Source organism: Streptomyces sp. NPDC001787 (assembly GCF_040297465.1).
Classification (GTDB): Bacteria; Actinomycetota; Actinomycetes; order Streptomycetales; family Streptomycetaceae; genus Streptomyces.
Map to the genome: position 1 here is coordinate 86531 of NZ_JBEOZE010000021.1, position 17642 is coordinate 104172.

A 17642-nucleotide genomic window follows, 5' to 3' on the forward strand; every position below is an offset into this window, starting at 1 on the left:
GTGAGAGTCAACTGAACGTGGTGATCGTCACATGCGCATGGGTGAGTTCTCCCGGCGAACAGGTGTCAGCCAACGCCTGCTGCGCTATTACGAGGAGCAGGAGCTGCTCAAGCCATCGCGGCGGCCAAGCGGATACCGCGAGTTCACGGAAGAGGACATAGCGACTGTCCGGGGTATCCGCATGCTGCTCGGCGCCGGTCTCAACACCGCCACGATCGCCGAACTGATGCCCTGCATGGTCCACGACGGACAGACCCTGGCGCCGGCCTGTTCCGGCATGCTGCCCGACCTGAACCGGGAACGTGAACGCATCAACGAGGCTGTGGCGGGCCTGCTGGCCGCACGGGACACGCTGGACGCCGTCATCGCCGCCACGGCTCCGGCCGAAGGCGACGATCCGGAAGCCTGCTACGCGGCCGGTGGCGAAGAACGGCCCGGTGACGCCGCCGCGTAACCACTCGGCACACCTGTCTGGCCTGGCATCACATCAGGCAACGTTGCCCGGTCGACGACGGTGCGCAGGCGCCCGTCCGGGGCGGTTTCGCCAGACAATGCACCGGCGGATCCTGCTGCGCCGCTCCTTGCGGTCGGTGTGGCCCGTTCCGTCGAGCGTGCGGTACGCACAGTGCCGTGAACCGGCCCTCAAAGCGGTTCAGCCAGGAGGAGTTCGGCGGCGGAGGGAACCGGCGCACCTGGCACCACGCTGCCACAGTACGGCTCGGACACCCGCACCGGCTTCGTATGCCACCCACGTCGCCACTTCGCCGTTGCCACAGCCGGTCTCATCCTGCACCGGAGATCCGGCACCTGCGGCAACACGACAGGAACAGAGCGGTGTTGCCGTCAGCTCCGTGAATTCTCTTTGCGCGTGCTGCCGTCCGGATGATGAGGTGGCACGATGACCAAGCACGATGAAGTGGCGGCTGTCAGACCGTTGACACTGGCTTGGGTGAGCCGGCATCTGGAAGTCGGCGAACGGATCGTCAGGACCGAGGCGCTGCACGGCGGTATCACTGCCGAAATGCGAAAGCTGATCATCGGCACGCGGGACGGAGGCACCCGTGACCTGGTGCTGCGGAGTTTTGTCGACCTATTCTCCGTGGAGCACGCCGAAGACTGGCTGAACAGGGAGACCGGCGCCCTGACCCTGCTCGCGGGGACCGGCGTGCGGGCTCCTGAACTGGTCGCGGTGGATCCGACCGCAGCGTATTGCGAGTTTCCCTCGCTCCTCATGACACATCTGACGGGCCGGACGGTCCTCGACGACGAGGGAATCGAGACACGCGTGCCTCTGCTGGCCCGTCAACTCGTGGCGATCCACGCGTTGCGACCCGTCGAGCGGCCCGGAAAGTACGTGGCGTTGACGACCGCCGACACCGTCGTGGTTCCAAAGGGCGCCGACGCGGCGGTATGGACCGCGGCGATCGACGTGATCCGCAGGCCGGCGCCACCTTATGAAGGGCGATTCCTTCACCGGGATTTCCAACCCGGCAACGTACTGTTCGACGTACCGCCCCCGAACCCGGCAGGTGCCCGGATCACCGGCGTCGTCGACTGGGCGGCGAGCTCCTGGGGCCCGGCGGATCTCGATGTGGCGCACTGCTCCACCATGCTCGCACTGCTGCACGGCCCGGCCTGGGGCCTGCGGTTCTCCGAGGCGTACGAAGAGGCCGGCGGGGTGCTGGCCACAGCAGCGAGCGAGCGGCTGTACTGGCACGTGCGGGACGGGCTGGCATGCTCAGAAGAAGTGCAGCAGGTCGCGCAGCCATGGCGGAACGCCGGGAGAACAGAGCTGACGACGCGAGCTGTGGAGCAGCGGCTGGATGCCTATGTCACCGCTCTGATGGACACGCTGGGCTGAGCCGAGCAGTCCGGGGCGCCGGTCGGCAGTGATCACGGGGGCCGGTTGAGCCGATCTCACACCCGCACCCGAGTATGGCCGACAGCTCTGCGGCACTTGCCGCAACTGCTCCCCAAGATCTGCGCCGGAGCCGAGTCCGGGATCCGGCACGGATCTTGCGGATCATACGGAGGGGGACGGCACCGTTCGAATGCGAGGGATGGTCACGAACTCCGGCCCGTCACCGCGCACCCCGACCACCACAGGCATGAGGCCGCCCCGACGCTCCTATTGATCGTCGAGCGCGGAGAGGCGCTCGCAGGCGCAAGGTACCTTCGCTCCATGTCACTTACTCCCGACAGCGAGGTCCGCAGCCGCGACGAGCTGGTCGCCTTCGTCCGAGAACTGCATCAGGACTACCTCCGCCGGGGGCACGAATGGGAGAACCAGAGCCTTGATCACTTCCTTGAGGCCCTCGCGGCGTGGATGGATGACTCGCCGGACTGGTATCGAAACTTCGGGAAGCAGCTCCCCGAGGAAGGAAACTGGACCTTCCTGGCCAGAGCTCTTCGAGCGGCCTCCGTCTATGAGTGAATCCGCTTCTGGTGCGGTCGGGTCGCAGTGAGCCAGTCTCAGTAGGCACTGGCGAGGCCGTCGTCGCGGCGTGTGCCGTGTTCGAAGCAGGAGATCACTGCCGACCGGACGCCGAAGTGCTCGACGACGGTGGTCAGGATGATGTTCTCGGCCTGGCGTGCGGGCCGGAGGTCGGAGACGTCCGGGACCGTGAAGGCAGGGACAGCCGCGACGCCGCAGAGAACCGCGAAGGACATCTCCCTGCGTAGGGGTCCGGGCTGCCGCCGACGGTCACCAGGATCTGGGCTGCGGTGTCGGGACCCACACCGAACGCGGCGCGCAGGGCAGGGTTACGCTCGGTGGCGACGATGTCCAGAACTGCGGTGAGGGCGTCGCGTTCCGCGGTCAGAGCCTTCCGCGGTCAGAGCCTGGCCCCGGCCGGACGGGCATCTTGAGCGCGGTCGGGAGGGCGACACACGGTCCGTCGCCGGTGGGACGAAGGCGTGCGATGGCTTGGAGGTCGCGCAGATAGGGCTCGGTTCGGGAGTGGAGAGTGGTCGCGCGGTCACCGTGTGTCTCGACTGTCGGGTAATCGGCGTGATGCGGCTTGGCATATGCTGAGCCGATGTCGGACGACGGCGAACTGCCAAGTATCTCGGACATTGGTGTGGACCTGCCCGCAACGCTGCGTGTCGCCGGGCTTGCGTTGAAACGGACGGAGAGCCCTCCGTCTTTGGCCTGCTGGACCGGCTGCTTCCCGGAGTCGGCAGGCGGCAACGCGGCGGCTATCAGTCTGGTGATTGAGCCGGCCGCGCTGCCTGAAGAGGTCACCCTCCAACTCGCTCACGACGTTGTGAGCCGTTTCGACGTCTTCGTCGACCAGGCCGTACGGTACTGCCGGACCCGGCTCCGGGAGCGGCACTTTGAACTCACACCCGAGGAACTGAGCTGGCTGGATCTTCCAGAGTTGCCGTTGGCAGTTCCCGAAGCAGTGGTGTGGGCCGACCAGACCTGGGCAATCCGGTTCACGGAGAGCAGGTTCCGGCTGGCGGACCCCTACGGAATCCTGGTGACCTTCAACGGCACGCAGCCTGTCGACGTTCAGGGCCTCGAGGACGAGCAATGAGCCGCTTGTTGTGGCATCGCGACCCCGGAGGCCGCGCAGATCGTCAGCAGGCGGGGCCAGTTGGCAGACGGCACAGGCACAGATTCGTGATCATGGAGTTGCGACGCTCTGTGATCACTGAGGAGACCTGTGCCTGTACTGCCATCATGGCTGACTGAACCGCTCTGGGACCAATTGGCCGGCCTGTTGCCGCAGCGGCCCGAGTTTGATCAGAGCCACCCGTTGGGCTGCCACCGGCGCCGGATCGGCGACCGGCTCGTCTTCGGCAAACTGCTCCAGATCCTCCGGTTCGGCTGCTCCTACGAAGCGATCGCGGACTCCACCTGCTCGGCCACCACGATCCGCAACCGCCGCGACGAGTGGGGGATCACAGAGGCCTCGGCGATCTCGGCGGCTGTCGGGAGCCCTTCCACAACCGAACGGGCGTCGACCCGGTCCCGTTCGACACATTCCAGCCGCGCCGCGGCCATGGGGCCGTGGTCCACGTCGCCCCAATACGGCCGGAACCCGAAGCCGGCGGGGAGGTCCTGTCCTGGCGTGTCATCCGACATGATCGGATGATCTCGAACTTTGAGGCAGGTCCGCCACCCTGTTCATGATTCATGCTGCGGTCGTCTGCGGCCGTTCCACGAGGTAGCCGCGTTCGAAGTGGGCTCCGACTCGGACGAGGGCGACGAGGTGGGGTGCTTTCACGGCGCCAGCGGGTCTGGGCGGACTCGACGAGCTTGAACACCATCGCAAGTGCGGCCGCTCGTGAGCCGGCCCCTTTGGTGACCTTGGTCCGCAGCCGGACGGTCGCGAAGGTCGACTCGATCGGGTTGGTCGTCCTCAGGTGGACCCAGTGCTCGGCGGGGAAGTCGTAGAAGGCCAGTAGTTCGTCCTCGTCATCGGTGATCTTCTTGACGGCCTTGGGGAACTTCGCGCCGTACTGTCTGGCGAACGCGGCGATGGCCTTGGCCGCGTGCTCGCGGTCTTCGGCGTTGTAGATGTCCTGGATGGCCTTCTTCGCCGCGGGCTGGGCCGACTTCGGGAGGCTGGCGAGGCAGTTGGCCGTTTTGTGAACCCAGCACCTTTGGTGGCGGGTTTCGGGAAAGACCTCGTTGATCGCGTTCCAGAAGCCGAGGGCACCGTCTCCGACGGCGAGGACCGGAGCGCGTATGCCGCGCCGCTGGCAGTCTCGCAGCAGGCCGGCCCAGGACTCCGACGACTCGCGGTAGCCATCCGCCATGGCGATCAGCTCCTTGGTGCCGTCCGCGCGCACGCCCATCACGACCAGGACCGCCGCCTTCGCCTGCTCCGGACGTATCCGCAGATGGATGCCGTCGGCCCAGATGTAGACGTAGCCCGTGGCGGACAGGTCGCGCTCGCCGAATGCCTGGTGGTCGGCCGGCCATCGCTGGGTGAGCCGCGTGACGGTGGCCGGGGACAGCCCGGCCGAGGAGCCGAGGAACTGCAGAAGACGATCTCTCGGGAAGGTACGCCCTTCGCGTCCGTCCCGAGGCCGATCCACAGGTCATGAGCATTGCTCGTTCCTCCGCAAGCTGCTCCTGGACGAGTACGGCTCCTACCCACTCAGCATCGACCTGCGCGGCTCCTCTCCACGCTATGTGCACCGGCTCGAAGGACAACGACGCTGGAGGGCGGAGTCGGGCCCTGCTTCGTGAGCCACGATCAGCTGACGAGTAGGTGCTTTGGTGGGGCCTTCGGTCACAGCCACTCGTAGATGGCCGCGACCAGCACCGTCACTTCGTAGCGGACAGCCGACTTGGCCGTGTTTCGGATCTGCGACTGAGCGCTTCAGTTGGCGGGTTGAGCGTGACCGCCTTCACGGTGGGCCCAGGCGTCTCCGCGATAACCTGTTGGCGGACCGCGGCGACCACTGCTACTTTCCCGGAGGCCGTGCGAGAGAACGAGGAGGTGGTACCCGTGAACGCAGTATCGACATGGGTGCTCCCCTCCGGGGTCACGGTCGGGCGATAGGTCGTCCGGGAGCGCCGTTCACGAGCACTCCCGAAAGGCACGACCATGCGATTCACTTCTGAGCAGCGCCTCGACGACGGCGTCCTCGAACGCGAGTTCACCCTCGGTGAGATCCCCGGCATCCTGTGGACGCCCGCGTCCGCATCCGCACCGGCGCCGCTGATCCTGATCAGCCCACCGCCCCTCGGCCTGCGCAAGATGTACCCCCGGCTGGCGGGGCGGGCCCGGTACTACGCGGCGAAGTACGGCTTCGCCGCGGCCACCATCGAGCTCCCCGGGAGCGGTGACCGGCCTCGATGGGCCGCCGCCGAGCAGGCCCGCGCCGACCTGCGGCGGGCCATGGAGGCCGGCGAACCGGTCGGCGACGAGATCATCGACGCCCTCGTCCTCCCGCTCGTCGAAAAGTCGGTCCCGGAATGGCAGGCCACCCTGGACGCCCTCCTGTCGCTGCCCGAGATCGGCGGCCCGGTCGGATACGAGGGGGGAGTGATCTCCATCGGCGTCCGGCTGGCGGTGGTCGAGCCGCGCATCTCGGCCGCCGGCTTCTTCGCCGGGAGTTTCGTGCCTCGCTCCATGTTCGAGGAAGCCCGCCAGGTCACCATTCCGCTGCAGGTCCTGCTGCAATGGGACGACGAAGGGAACGACAGGCGGGCGGCCCTGGACCTGTTCGACGCCTTCGGTTCCAAGGAGAAGACGCTGCACGCCAACATGGGCGGGCACACCGGCGTCCCGCGGTTCGAGCTCGACGCCGGGGCCCGGTTCTTCGCCCGGCACCTGAAGTGAGGCCGGGCCACCGCCATCGAGGACAGGCCCCGGCCATCCTCGATGCCGGTGGCCGGCAGATGCGCAACCGCCCCGATCACGGCAGTACCGGCCATCGGCGGTACCGGCCGGTCGGGGCGGCAACGATCACGGGTCCGGCCCGGTCACGACGGCGTCGTGACCGGTAGGCAGACACCCAACTCGCCAACTGAAGAGCTCAGTCACAAGATCGGTGTTCCATCCCGCGCCTCATGCCGTGATGATCACGGTGTGAGGCGTGGGGATCTCTCTGATGAGCAGTGGTCGGTGCTGGAGTCGTTGCTGCCTGCGGCAGGCGTGAGCCACAGTTCCGGCGCTGGCGGCGGTTGATCAATGGGATTCGGTGACAGGTTCGGACCGGTGCTCCGTGGCGGGATCTGCCGCACAAGTACGGGCCTTGGCAGACCGTGCACCGACACTTTCCCTGATGGCCGCGCGAGGGTGTCTGGGCCCGGATCCTCACCTTGTTGCATACCAGGGCCGACACGAGGGGCCTGATCACCTGGGAGGTGAACGTCGACTCCACGGTCTGCCGGGCCCACCAGCACGCTGCCGGTGCGTCGAAAAGGGGGATCCTCGGAAGAAGCCGACCGGCGGCATCTTCACCGAGCCCGCCGACCACGGCCTCGGGCGCTCCGGGGTGGGCTGACCACCAAGATCCATCTTGCCGTTGAGCAGGGGCAGAAGCCGCTGTCCGTCGTGATCACAGCCGGGCAGCGAGGAGACGCGCCGCAGTTCGTGACGGTCCTGGACGCGATCCGGGTGCCGCGGATCGGCCCTGGCCGGCCTCGCAGCAGACCGGAACGGGTGCGGGCGGACAAGTCGTACGACTCCCGCCGTAACCCGCGCCTACTCGCGAAGACGCGGCATCAAGGCGACCATCCCTGTTCCGGCCGACCGGGTCCGCAACCGCCGGAGACTCGGCTCCCAGGCTGGTCGGCCGCCGAAGTTCGACAAGTCCGACTACCGCGAGCGGCATGCCGTCGAGTGCGGGATCAATCGCCTCAGGCGTCACCGGACCGTGGCCGCGAGGTATGACAAGCTCGCTGTGCGCTACGAGGCGACCGTACTGGTCGCAGTCCTTGCCGAGTGGCTGTGAACACGCATCCACCCATCGTCGGACACCGAGGACCCTCTCATGCCCAGCCCCAGGCCATCACGCTCTGGATGGCCGGCGGTCTGTGCGCCCTGCGGTCATGCCCTGCCTTGCCCGCTCAGCAGCTTCTCCGTGTACGCGCCCAGCAAGTCGCCCTCATCGTTGGGGAGCCCCAGGGCGCGGGCCGCAGCTGGGAAGTCCCAGTCGGTGACCCGCGTCCGGACGGCGACACGGCCGAATGCGTTGTAGCGCTCGAAGTCGACGAGGATGCCGCCGTCGTACCACGCCGCACGTGCGGAGCAATCATTGTGACCGAAGTAGAAGGTGCCCGGACACCGGATGCCGCCCAGCGCCAATACCTCGCCTCCGGTGGCACCGTCGGCACACTCGATTTCCCTCGCGGCGGCCACGGAGTAGCCCGGCCTGCCTACCAGCGCCCCACTCACCGAGAGCTTGCCCAGGACAAACAGCACCGCCTGTTCCTCCAGCACGAGGTCCCCATCGACGTGAACGTCGGCTGCGACCACATGGACCGCGTCCCCGGGCACTTCGACGGGTCCCGCGAGTTCGTGCCCGTCGGCTGATCCATACGCCTCTACCAGGACCCGCAGCACAGCGCGTCGGTAGTGCTCCGGACCGTCGAGCCAGTCCCACGACGATCCGCTGTCCAGCTGGGCGGGCGGCTGCTGCATTCTCCGGTCGAGCTCGTCGACCGTGACGCCGTACTGGGCTGCGTCCTGGATGAACAGTGCGTCATCCAGGAGCGATGCCCTGACGCGGGCGTACGCGTCCTTGACCTGCTGTGCCGCAAGCGGGAAAGCCGCAGGCTGCCAGAGAAACGGGGAAGAGGAGCTGACCATCATCCGAACCTATCGGATGCAGAGCGGCGGAATCATCGGTAGATCCACGTAACCGCATACGCATGTTGCAGCCCAACGCCAACGGCGCCGGCCACTTCGCGGGCGCCGCGGCTCTGCGTCAGCAAGGTGTGACAGCTGTGACGATCTACGTACACGATCCACTTTCGCAACAAGCCCCAAAGGTTGTGGCCATGGTCCGGTTGCTCTTGAGTCGGTTGATCCCGCACTCGACCGCGTGGCACGCGCGATGGTCGACGGGGTCGAACGCCGGAGGACGACCACCCCGGGACCCCGCTTATCGCGGTTGCGGGCCTGGTCGGCCGTGTCCTGGATGATGCAACGAATGCCGCGCCCTGCGCAGGTAGGTGCGATTGCGGCGGGACGCATACGCCTCGTCTGCCCGTACCCACCGGCCGGGTTCGAGGCCTGCCCGGACAAAGCACGATCGCCCAATGCTCAAGATCTACTTTCGATACACGCCCCAGGTGGCCCAAGTCGCCCTACCACAAACCGACTTGGGCCACCATGAGGGGTGTGAGTCTCTACTCCGGTTGCGTCACCGTCAGCGCCCACCGGATGTCCTGCGCCGAGGCGTCAACGCCGATCGAGAAGGAACCCGACCGTACGACTCCCGGATCCATCGTCACCGACCCCACCCCCGCACTTCCGACCGGACAGTCCACTGTGAACTCGGCCACCTGCAACCGCTGCGACTCCATGGTCACTTGCACGTTCCCGCCTCCCTCACAAGCAACCGTGAGGACAGTCGGCAGCCCCTCCCAAGCACCTCCTGAGGCGACACCACCATCGCCTCTCATCTCCTCCACCCACACCAGACCTTCCGGCCCGGGGTGCGGAAGCAGTCCCCCAGCGGCGGCGGCCGGTACAGCCCCCGCACCCGCCAGAGCAATTGCCGCCGCTACCGCCACAACCATGATCTTTCCCGCACCTGTCACGTCTGCTCCCTGGAAGGCCCGATGGAGCAGACAGTGTGGCGCGCGGAGATTCACAACGCATGAGTACACATACTCATGCACTTACAACCCTTGCGAGTAGGGGAGGTTGGACACTTGGGCCATGTCGAGGCGGGGATGCCGCTGCGGACTGTGATTGTCCCGACAGAAGCGGTGATGCATCCGGATCGGCGGTGTCGGCATAAGTACCCATGGCGATACGGCATTTCGCCGTGAAGTTTCGGGCCGGAGCGGGCGTGTCGGCGAGAGCCTTCACCATGCCGGTGCGGCCTCGACCAGGTCAGCTCAGCGGCTCGCCATCTGACGGATGCACGTCGACAGAAATGACGCCAACGATACGAAGGTGGTGTCCTGGCCATGATTGCCGACGTGCGCAGCCGGACAATCCACCGGCGCCGATCCGGTGCATCGCTCACGGACTCCCGGCCCCGTGGTGCTACGAGCAGGTAAGGCCGTGCCCCGCTGAGGCGGGGCACGGTATCGCTTACTTCCAGTAGCCGTAGTTGTCGCCGAGGTCCGGGTTGACCTCGCCGGCGGGGACCTTCTTGCTGTAGCCGTTGCAGATCCAGCTCTGACTGACCGTCCAGTCCTGGTCGTCGCGGTTGACGATGGAGCGGACCGTGCCTCCGGGAACGCTGTCGCACGAATGGATCTGCGGGTTCTGATAGGCGTCCATGGTCCCGCCGAAGTTGGCCTCCGGCCAGAAGCACACCCAGCCCGCATAACAGTCATCCGGCCCGCTCGCCTTGACCGTACTGGACGCCGGGGCCGCAGCCGTCAGAGCCAGCGCGGCCGCCGCACCCATACCCGCGATCACGAAACGTCGTGCAGCGAAGGCCATGCGCATGGAAACTCCCTCTACCGAGGCCGACTCCGCACAGTGCGGAATCGATCACTCTACGAATCCCCACCTGGATGCCCGCCACACGTACAGAACCAGTCCCTCGCGCGGGGAAATCGGCCAGGACACCCGAAGCCTCCGATCAGGATCCCCGCCCCGCTGCCCACACGGCCAAACGAAGGCCATCGGTCACAGAAGCTGACGGGACGCGGGAGAAGCGTCGCCGAGCGGATACCGCGTGGCGTGTTCGGGTGGAGGCAGGCAGGAGAGCCCTACCCGGCAGTGAAGCAAGCACAGTTGACGATTCGTCAGGTGAATCTTTCGATGTGTGCTGGATGATCATTACCTGTGTGCTGATCGAGCCGCTGTCGCCGCCGTGGCCGAAGCGGTCGCCGCGCCGTCGCCGGAGCCGTCTCCACGCCGTGCCGGTCTCGGACCGGCTCTGCCGCCGTACCCGTCGCCCACTCCGCATGCGAGGCGTGGGAAAACGTGGCACCCGGACCCAAGCACCTGGCACGGAGAACCAAGGCTTCGCGGTACGGCCCCTGGCATCGTCCGTACCTGAGCAGCAACACACATCGGCCCGCGCCTCCCGCGTCCGCGACTGGTTCACGGGACGCGCGCTCCCAACAGGAGGAAGTCATCACCACCACGAACAGGCGTGTCGCAGCGATGATGGTCAGCGCCGCCGCGGCCCTCACGGCCCTCACCATCCCTGCCCAGGCCGCCGATACCGTCGGCAACGGCACAGAGGCGGTGTCCTGCTACGGCAGCGCCGGCTCGTACTCGGCCGAAGCGGGTTCCGGTCCGGGCGACAACGCGCACTGGCCCAACCGCGGCCGCTGGGCCAGCGTCGCGGGCTACTGCAACGACATCAACATCAAGACCAATTCCACCCGCTCGGTCAGGGTCTGCACGCACAACAAGTGTCACGGGTGGGTCAAGGCCACGAAGGGCGTCTGGACGGTCATCTTCAAGAACTCGACCCCTGGCGCCGAGTACTACCTGCAGTTCGACGGTGTGAGCACCAACAGCGGGTGGATCGCGGACTGATCAGCTCGGGTGTCGGCGTCTCCTGGGGCGCCACGGCACTGCCGTATCCACCGCATCCGCCAACAGCGCCGCGGTGACGCCGACCCGCGTGTGGTCCCTCATCCGACAAGGGTGAGGGACCACGTGCGGAAACCCGGCCCGGCCGTGAGCCCCTCCTATGAACGAGCGTCGTCCCTGCCAGGCATCGCCATATGACGGTATTCGCTGGGTGGCATGCCGTACATGGCGCGGAAGACGTGGGTGAAGTCGGCGGCGCGGGTGAAGCCCCACGCGGCGGCGATGACATGGATGGGGCGTGCGGCCAGTGTGGGGTTCGTGAGGTCGCGGCGGGCGCCGTCGAGCCGTTGCCGGCGGATCCAGGCGGTGACCGTGGCGTCCTGGCGCTGGAAGACCCGGTGCAGGGTGCGCAGGGAGATGTGATGGGCGTCGGCGATCTGACGTGGGGTCAATTCAGGATCGCTCAGGTTCCGGCGGACGAAGCTCTGGATACGTGTGACGAGCGCGTCGGGGTGAGCCTCGGGTGGGGTCTCGTCGCCGAGGTGATGGGCGAGCAGTGCTGCGGCCAGGTCGAGAGTCACCACGCCGAGACGTTCTGCGTCGGCCTGCCCGTAGGCGGCGGATTCGTTGGCCAGGCGGGTGAGGAACTGGGCGAGCAGTACGCCCATACCGTTCCGTCCGGAGACGGGCAGCGCGAGCAGCCGGTCCGCGGCTCCTCGGGGCAGGGGCAGCAGTGCCTGGGGAAAGAGCACCTCAACCATCGCGACCGTGTCGTGGTCGGTCGCCATCCTGCTGTGCAGCGGGAGCGACGTGGTCGACAGCATCAGATCGCCTGCGCCCAGCCGTACCTCCCGGTCGGCATGGACGGCCCCGGCACTCCCCCGCTGGGTGAAGGTGAGGTTGTACAGCTCCGGATCGGACTGCCGGATCAGTCTCGGAGTACGGTGCGAGCGAAGCGGCGGGCAGTCGAGGACGGACACCCTCACCGGCCCCAGGCCCAGCACCCTCAGCGTCGCCCGGAAGTCGTCGGCCTGATCCGAATCGACCTCGTTGGGCGCGTGGCTCTCACACGCCATCTCCCGCCAGCACTCGAATCGGTCGGCCTCGGACAGCGTCTCCCAGCGGAACACCGCCTCGATCATCTGTTCCCCCCGGCCTGGCGAGCATCGCATCGTTGCGGGACAGCACCTCCAGCAAATCCTCAAGAGGTCCCGAACACAAGGGACCGCAGGCGCGCCAGCGGCCCGAGGACCTCACAATGAAGCGGCGCAGCCGGGCACCCGGGCACAGCTGTCGGCGCCGTTGGCATACGGCGGGAAGACTCCGCCGGGGCGCGGGAGGGGCGCCGCCGTTCCGGGACGGTGCCGCCGTTCCGGGACGGGGCAGGCTTACGGGGCGTGGGCGCGCTCGCGGCGGGCCGTGTGCGAGGCCGCCAGTTCGGCGAGAGCCTGACCAGTGGTCTCGTAGGCGAGTGGGGCGAGGTCCGGGGGCGGGACGTAGCCGTCGGGCATGGCCGCGTAGGCGCGGTCCATGAGGCCGTCGTAGGAGTCGGCCAGCGCTTGGGGCCAGGCGCCGGTCAACGGTGGCCTCATCCGGGCCTCCGCGGCGAGCGCCGCGTGATGCGAGGCCGCTTCCGCCGCCGCTTCCTTCATGGTGAGGTCGGCGATGAGCTTCCGGCACGGCGCGAACGCGCCCAGTGGTCCCGGCAGCGGGACGGCCGGTCCCGTGGGAGCGAGGAGGGCGTCGGCGAGCAGGGTGGCGATCAGCGGGGAGGCGTGCAGGCCGTCGCGGTGCGTACCCGACGCCACCCACAAGCCCTCACGGAGGGTGGGGCCGATGACGGGATGACCGTCCAGGGTCAGGGGGCGGTTGCCGTGATGTGTGCGTACGACCCCGGCGCCGGCGAGGCGGTGGTCGAGCTGGCTGAGCGCGGCGTCGAGAAGGAAACGCAGGGCGCCGGCAGTGGGATGGGCAGTGGGAGCCAGGGCCGGGTGGGCACTGGCACCGAGGTAGAGGGTCCCGTCGGCCTGCGGGACGGCGTGCAGGCCGCACGCGTACGCCCGGTTGGGGGTCCGAACCACCGAAGGCCACTGCTCGGGACCGGTCACCGTCACCGCGGTCCCGGCCGCGGCCAGCACGGGTACGACCGGCAGGTCGGGATCGAGGGCGTCGAGGATCGGGGTGGTCCAGGCCCCGGCCGCGACAACCGCGCGCGGGGCCCGGAAGACACCCGTGGGCGTGTCGAGGAGGTAGCCGCCGCCCGGAGCCGCGGTGAGCGTGCCCGTCGGAACGCGGATCATGCCGGACGGGGCCGTGAGTGCCGCGTCCAGGGTGGCGAGCCAGACCCGGGCGTCGAGGAAACCCTCCTCGGGCAGATGCCAGGCGCGCAGCGCACGGTCGTTGTCCAACGGCCGGTAGCCCGGGATGTCCGCCGGGTCGGTGTCGTGGCAGGCGAGACCGTGCTCGGCCGCGGAACGGGCGACGGCGGCGAACGAAGCGTCGTCCAGACCGGAGGAGACCGCGTTCAGGACCATGAACGTGCCGGTCCTGTACCCATCCTGTTCCGGAGCCATGGCCCCCGCGCGTGCGCGGACCTGCTCCCGCCAGGCCGGCCACCTCCCGGCCGCGGCGACCGCGAGTTCGATACGGAGCCGGCCGTGGGGTGTCCGCACCCCCAGATCGGTGACTTCCCCCGACGCGCCGAGCATCGCCCCTGCCGCACTCGACGCCGCCCCACTACCGCTATCGGCTTCGCCGGCCAGCACCACGCGGATTGACGGCTCCGCCGCGGTGAGCGCGAAGGCCAGCGACCGGCCCACCGCCCCCGCACCGATCACCAGCACATCGACACCCTGCACAGCCACGCCCGCACTCCTTCGCGTTGTCCAGCCGGGCCACGCCCCGGGGCCTCGCACGCGGGACCACGGTGGGTGGTGACCGCACGGTCCGGACCTGGGCGCACGTGTCATCCAGCCACCGCGGCGCGGCTCGATCAAGACGACTCCCGACCGCCCCTCCCAGATCCACCCGTGCGGCTCCCCCGGTATGCGGGCCGGGGCGCGGCGCGATCAACAGGGGCTTCCCGTGCGGTCGCCGGGGCACGAATCCGTTCACCCCGGACGACGCACGCCGCCTCCCGGTCGCAGCCTGAACGGAGGGAAATTCCGGACGGCCCCGGCGGGATGGGGTCAGAGCCGGAAGGTCCGTACGACGAAGGTCTGTCCGGCGACCGACGGCCAGCTCGCCCAGCCCTCGTCGGCGGCCAGAACGGGCGCATCGACCCCGTGCGGCAGGCCGACCGCGGTGGACACCACGCGTAGCGGCAGGGGGCCCTTGCCGCGGGTGCGGATGACGAGGTCGATGCCGTCGGCGGGCGGGGCCGCGTAGCTGAGACTCCAGCCCCAGCCGCCCTCCGGGTGCTCGGGCCCGCCGGCGATCCTCGCGCCCTCGACGGTGGCGCCGAGGATCTGGTGGGTGCCGGTGGCGGCGTGGATGTCGATGCTGTGCGCGCCGGCGGGGGCCTGGATACGGACCCGGATCGTACGGACACCGCCGGTCTCGACGGCCGAGGCGTTCTTGGTCAGCGGAGTGTCCAGGGGCGCGGCCTCGGCCGCGCCGTTCGCGAGCGCGGCAACGCCCAGCGGAGGAACGCGGTCGTCGTAACGTGCCGGATCACCCGTGAGGAGCTTGCGGACCGCGGGCCGGGAGGAGTCGCCGAGGCCGACCCAGGTGGCCTTGCCCGTGTCGGACTCAAGGACGTAGCCCAGGCTGACCGGCCGGGGTTCGTCGGCGCTGTAGCCGTCGAGGACCGTGCCCACGACCAGCGTGCCCGCGCCCGCCACCGCTGTCGCGAGCATGGCGACGGTGCATGCCCGGCGCGGGGGAAGAGGCTCCAGGAGTGGCAGCGACAACGCCACGAGCAGCACCGCGAGGACCAGCGGGGCCGCGGTGAGCGTCAGCCCCAGAGCGGGCAGCAGCAGGAGTACGACCGGCAGGACGAGCGCCACGACCGGCAGGGCCGTCACCGCTCCGGCCACCGCCCGCCAGGGGGAATCCGCCCGTGTGCACCTCAGCGTCACCGCGAGAACCGCCAGTCCGAGCAGTGCCGGCCAGGTGAAGAGGTAGGCGCCCCCGGGCAGCAGCACGGCGCAGACCACGGCGAGCAGCGCGGACCAGCCGAGCACACCCGCCACGATGTCCAGCGGCGACGCCTTGCGGCGGGCCCAGCGGTACCAGGCGAGGAGCAGCACCAGGAGGAGCAGTGCCTCACCCCACGCGTACCGGGCGAGGTGGTGGACGCTGCCCTCACTGAGCGCGAAGTCCGGCCGGGCCAGGCTCAGCGCCCACCACCCGGCCCGCCCGATGACGGCGGCGCCGATGAGCGTGAGCGGGAAGGTCACGGCGGCCCGTCCGGTGCCGCCGAGGGACAGCCCACGGCGTCGGCCGAACCACAGCATCAGGGGTACGCCCAGCGCGGCAGCCAGTGCGAGCGGCAGGGTCAGCCATGCCGGGTAGGACACGACCGTGCCGAACAGGGAGAAGTACGTGGCGTCCGGACCGCTCTGCGAGAGGTCCGTGCCGCCGAGCCGGCGGACCGCTCCGAGGGCCGCGTCGCCCATGTCCTGCACACTCGCGGCATCGAGCCGGGAGATGGTGTCGTGGGCGGTGTGGTAGTGCGCGGAGCCGTCCATGAAGGCGAAGTTGAGACCGCGCATCCCGGCCTCGTCGAAGACGGTCAGATCGGTGTCGTTGGGCAGCCGGTCGTAGATCGCGGCGGAGAGAGACGTGGTGAGTGCGCCGGAGGCGCGTACGGCGGAGGTGAGACCGGTGCCCGCCATCTGGAACATCATGACGGGCCCGGAGGGACCCCTGCCCTCCATGTTCACCACGACGGTCTGCCGGGGGTCAGTGGTCCGGGGCGAGCCGGCCTCCGCGTCGACGAAGGCCTGTGCGCCGAGCAGCCCTTGTTCCTCCCCGTCGGTGAAGAGGATCTCGATGTCGTTGCGGAGCTGCGGTCCGGCCTTGAGGAGGCGGGCGATCTCCAGGATCGCGGCGACGTTCGCACCGTCGTCCGCGGCGCCCGGGGCGATCGGCACGGAGTCGTAGTGGGCGACGAGGAGGACTCGGCCGGTGGGCTTCCTGCCGGGAATCGTGGCGTGGATGTTGGAGACCGAACCGACCACGGCCGGCGCCTCGTCGACGTCCGAAGGAGCCACCCGGCTCTGGACCTCGGGCCGCAGACCCCGCTTCCGCAGCTCACCGACGAGATACTCCCGTACGTCCGCCTGCGCGGCCGAACCCGCCGGGTGCGGCACCGTCGCGATTCCGTCGAGCAGGGCAACGGCACGGGACGCCGAGAAGTCGCCGGCGGGGGCGGAGACCGGCCGGGGCTCGGAGGTGCGCAACGGCAGTGTGGCCGCGAAAGCGGTGAGGAGCAGCAGCAGGAGAGCGGACAGGGCCGGTATCCGTCCGCGTATCTTGGTCAGGAGCTGCACGGATCAACCTCATAGCTGGAGTGGGAGGACGGTCGTGGGGCCGGTGTGCACCGGGATGCCGAGATGTGCCGTTGCCGGGCTCTTCCCCTGATGGTCCGTGGATTCCAGGGTTCGCTCCGACTTCGTGTACGCGGACGTCGCTCCGCGCCAGGGAGACGGACGGCGCTACACGGCAGATTCCGGGGAGACGACGTCCCAGGTTCCGAACAGGGTCAGGCCCGCCGATCCGGCCGCCGCCACCGAGGCGTGGTTGTCGAGCTGACAGCGGTACTGGGGCTCGTGGCCCCGTGCGAGGGCGTGCCGGGAGATCGCGCGCACGAGGCGGCGGGCGTGTCCCTTGCCCCGGTACGAGGGGAGCGTCAGCACTCCGAGATCGGCCAGCGGCGCACCGTGCCACGGGTACATACTCGCCACGCACACCAACTGCCCGTCCTCGAACGCCCCGTGGACCGCCCAGTGGTCCAGCTCGACGGACGCGTCGTCGAGATCCTGATCGGACGCCGCTTCCTCGAACTGTCGGAACACGTCCGCGTCGGCATCGGTGAGTGGGCGGATCGAGGGGCTGTCCGGTTCGCCGAGCAGATCCTCCCGGGCCTCATGGGTGAAGTAGAACAGGTTGTCGGCGCCGTGCAGTGAGATTCCGGACTTCTCCAGCCGCTGCCGGAAGCCGGTTTCGTCGACCGGCCGACCGTCTTGCAGGCCCACCGCCTCGGCGACCGCGGGGGTGAGCAGGACGCGCGTCCTTCCCTCGGTCGTCGTGAGGATCGTGAGCCGTTCGTCCTCGTCGAGCGCGGTGTCGGCGGTGACGCTGAAGGCGCTGTCGCCATGGAGGAGCCGGCTCGTGGGGGAAGGTACCAGCCAGAAGTCGGTGATGGCGGAGGGGAACATGTCGGGTGCTTCCTGCTCGTCGTGGGTCGGGCGGCCTGGCGATGTGCCACACGTCGTACCGGGAGGGGAGGTCCCGGTGTGGAGTTGCCGACTGCTGCGCGTCAACAGCCCCTGGGGT

General features: G+C 68.8%; 13 protein-coding genes and 4 pseudogenes. 8 read left to right on the forward strand and 9 right to left on the reverse strand.

Annotated elements, in window-relative coordinates; all coding sequences use genetic code 11:
* Positions 1–31 precede the first annotated feature (31 nt).
* The 3 genes from ABT170_RS26285 to ABT170_RS26300 all read left to right on the forward strand — a co-directional run bounded on the left by ABT170_RS26285 (position 32) and on the right by ABT170_RS26300 (position 2434).
* Positions 32–454, forward strand: coding sequence for a MerR family transcriptional regulator (locus tag ABT170_RS26285; RefSeq protein ID WP_329943602.1), 423 nt, complete (start codon positions 32–34; stop codon positions 452–454).
* Between the two features lie 444 nt (positions 455–898).
* Positions 899–1861 (forward strand): phosphotransferase family protein, encoded by a 963-nt coding sequence (locus tag ABT170_RS26295; protein ID WP_329943601.1) that lies wholly within the window; start codon positions 899–901, stop codon positions 1859–1861.
* A gap of 321 nt (positions 1862–2182) precedes the next feature.
* Positions 2183–2434: a DUF7660 family protein gene (locus ABT170_RS26300; RefSeq protein WP_329943600.1), complete on the forward strand. Its 252-nt coding sequence runs from the start codon at positions 2183–2185 to the stop codon at positions 2432–2434.
* Positions 2435–2472: 38 nt separating this feature from the next.
* Here ABT170_RS26300 and ABT170_RS26305 read toward each other — a convergent pair whose 3' ends face one another.
* A complete protein-coding gene (locus ABT170_RS26305) occupies positions 2473–2670 on the reverse strand; it encodes an XRE family transcriptional regulator (protein WP_329943599.1) in 198 nt (65 codons plus the stop codon).
* Between the two features lie 368 nt (positions 2671–3038).
* Here ABT170_RS26305 and ABT170_RS26310 point away from each other — a divergent pair, with 368 nt between their 5' ends.
* Both ABT170_RS26310 and ABT170_RS26315 read left to right on the forward strand, forming a co-directional pair.
* Entirely contained in the window at positions 3039–3539 is a 501-nt protein-coding gene (locus ABT170_RS26310) for a hypothetical protein (protein WP_351871305.1), read from the forward strand.
* 129 nt (positions 3540–3668) lie between these two features.
* Positions 3669–3902, forward strand: a pseudogene (locus tag ABT170_RS26315) (transposase); the annotation flags it as partial.
* Positions 3903–3910: 8 nt separating this feature from the next.
* Here ABT170_RS26315 and ABT170_RS26320 read toward each other — a convergent pair.
* Both ABT170_RS26320 and ABT170_RS26325 read right to left on the reverse strand, forming a co-directional pair.
* Positions 3911–4090: pseudogene (locus ABT170_RS26320) on the reverse strand (GNAT family N-acetyltransferase); the annotation flags it as partial.
* 49 nt (positions 4091–4139) lie between these two features.
* Positions 4140–4998, reverse strand: a pseudogene (locus ABT170_RS26325) (IS256 family transposase); the annotation flags it as partial.
* Positions 4999–5564: 566 nt separating this feature from the next.
* Here ABT170_RS26325 and ABT170_RS26330 point away from each other — a divergent pair.
* Together ABT170_RS26330 and ABT170_RS26335 are read left to right on the forward strand one after the other, a co-directional pair.
* Positions 5565–6302, forward strand: coding sequence for an alpha/beta hydrolase (locus ABT170_RS26330; RefSeq protein ID WP_351871308.1), 738 nt, complete (start codon positions 5565–5567; stop codon positions 6300–6302).
* A gap of 249 nt (positions 6303–6551) precedes the next feature.
* A pseudogene (locus ABT170_RS26335) lies at positions 6552–7419 on the forward strand (IS5 family transposase).
* A 95-nt stretch (positions 7420–7514) separates the two neighbouring features.
* Here the strand turns inward: ABT170_RS26335 and ABT170_RS26340 are convergent.
* A complete protein-coding gene (locus ABT170_RS26340; protein WP_351871310.1) occupies positions 7515–8276 on the reverse strand; it encodes a hypothetical protein in 762 nt (253 codons plus the stop codon).
* Positions 8277–9734: 1458 nt separating this feature from the next.
* A complete protein-coding gene (locus ABT170_RS26345) occupies positions 9735–10091 on the reverse strand; it encodes a peptidase inhibitor family I36 protein (RefSeq protein ID WP_329943595.1) in 357 nt (118 codons plus the stop codon).
* A gap of 672 nt (positions 10092–10763) precedes the next feature.
* On the opposite strand from ABT170_RS26345, the gene ABT170_RS26350 reads away from it, so the two are divergent.
* Positions 10764–11144, forward strand: coding sequence for a hypothetical protein (locus ABT170_RS26350; protein ID WP_329943594.1), 381 nt, complete (start codon positions 10764–10766; stop codon positions 11142–11144).
* Between the two features lie 155 nt (positions 11145–11299).
* On the opposite strand, the gene ABT170_RS26355 is transcribed toward ABT170_RS26350, so the two are convergent.
* The 4 genes from ABT170_RS26355 to ABT170_RS26370 form a co-directional block, all read right to left on the reverse strand.
* Entirely contained in the window at positions 11300–12283 is a 984-nt protein-coding gene (locus tag ABT170_RS26355) for an AraC-like ligand-binding domain-containing protein (RefSeq protein ID WP_351871315.1), read from the reverse strand.
* A gap of 246 nt (positions 12284–12529) precedes the next feature.
* Positions 12530–14005, reverse strand: coding sequence for an NAD(P)/FAD-dependent oxidoreductase (locus ABT170_RS26360; RefSeq protein WP_329943592.1), 1476 nt, complete (start codon positions 14003–14005; stop codon positions 12530–12532).
* A 324-nt stretch (positions 14006–14329) separates the two neighbouring features.
* Positions 14330–16636, reverse strand: coding sequence for a M20/M25/M40 family metallo-hydrolase (locus tag ABT170_RS26365; RefSeq protein ID WP_329943591.1), 2307 nt, complete (start codon positions 16634–16636; stop codon positions 14330–14332).
* A gap of 165 nt (positions 16637–16801) precedes the next feature.
* Positions 16802–17524: a GNAT family N-acetyltransferase gene (locus tag ABT170_RS26370; RefSeq protein WP_351871319.1), complete on the reverse strand. Its 723-nt coding sequence runs from the start codon at positions 17522–17524 to the stop codon at positions 16802–16804.
* Positions 17525–17642: the final 118 nt, after the last annotated feature.

Coding starts and splice junctions, on each gene's coding strand:
- ABT170_RS26285 (WP_329943602.1), top strand. CDS start 32: ATGCGCATGGGTGAGTTCTCCCGGCGAACAGGTGTCAGCCAACGCCTG.
- ABT170_RS26295 (WP_329943601.1), top strand. CDS start 899: ATGACCAAGCACGATGAAGTGGCGGCTGTCAGACCGTTGACACTGGCT.
- ABT170_RS26300 (WP_329943600.1), top strand. CDS start 2,183: ATGTCACTTACTCCCGACAGCGAGGTCCGCAGCCGCGACGAGCTGGTC.
- ABT170_RS26305 (WP_329943599.1), bottom strand. CDS start 2,670: ATGTCCTTCGCGGTTCTCTGCGGCGTCGCGGCTGTCCCTGCCTTCACG.
- ABT170_RS26310 (WP_351871305.1), top strand. CDS start 3,039: ATGTCGGACGACGGCGAACTGCCAAGTATCTCGGACATTGGTGTGGAC.
- ABT170_RS26330 (WP_351871308.1), top strand. CDS start 5,565: ATGCGATTCACTTCTGAGCAGCGCCTCGACGACGGCGTCCTCGAACGC.
- ABT170_RS26340 (WP_351871310.1), bottom strand. CDS start 8,276: ATGGTCAGCTCCTCTTCCCCGTTTCTCTGGCAGCCTGCGGCTTTCCCG.
- ABT170_RS26345 (WP_329943595.1), bottom strand. CDS start 10,091: ATGGCCTTCGCTGCACGACGTTTCGTGATCGCGGGTATGGGTGCGGCG.
- ABT170_RS26350 (WP_329943594.1), top strand. CDS start 10,764: ATGATGGTCAGCGCCGCCGCGGCCCTCACGGCCCTCACCATCCCTGCC.
- ABT170_RS26355 (WP_351871315.1), bottom strand. CDS start 12,283: ATGATCGAGGCGGTGTTCCGCTGGGAGACGCTGTCCGAGGCCGACCGA.
- ABT170_RS26370 (WP_351871319.1), bottom strand. CDS start 17,524: ATGTTCCCCTCCGCCATCACCGACTTCTGGCTGGTACCTTCCCCCACG.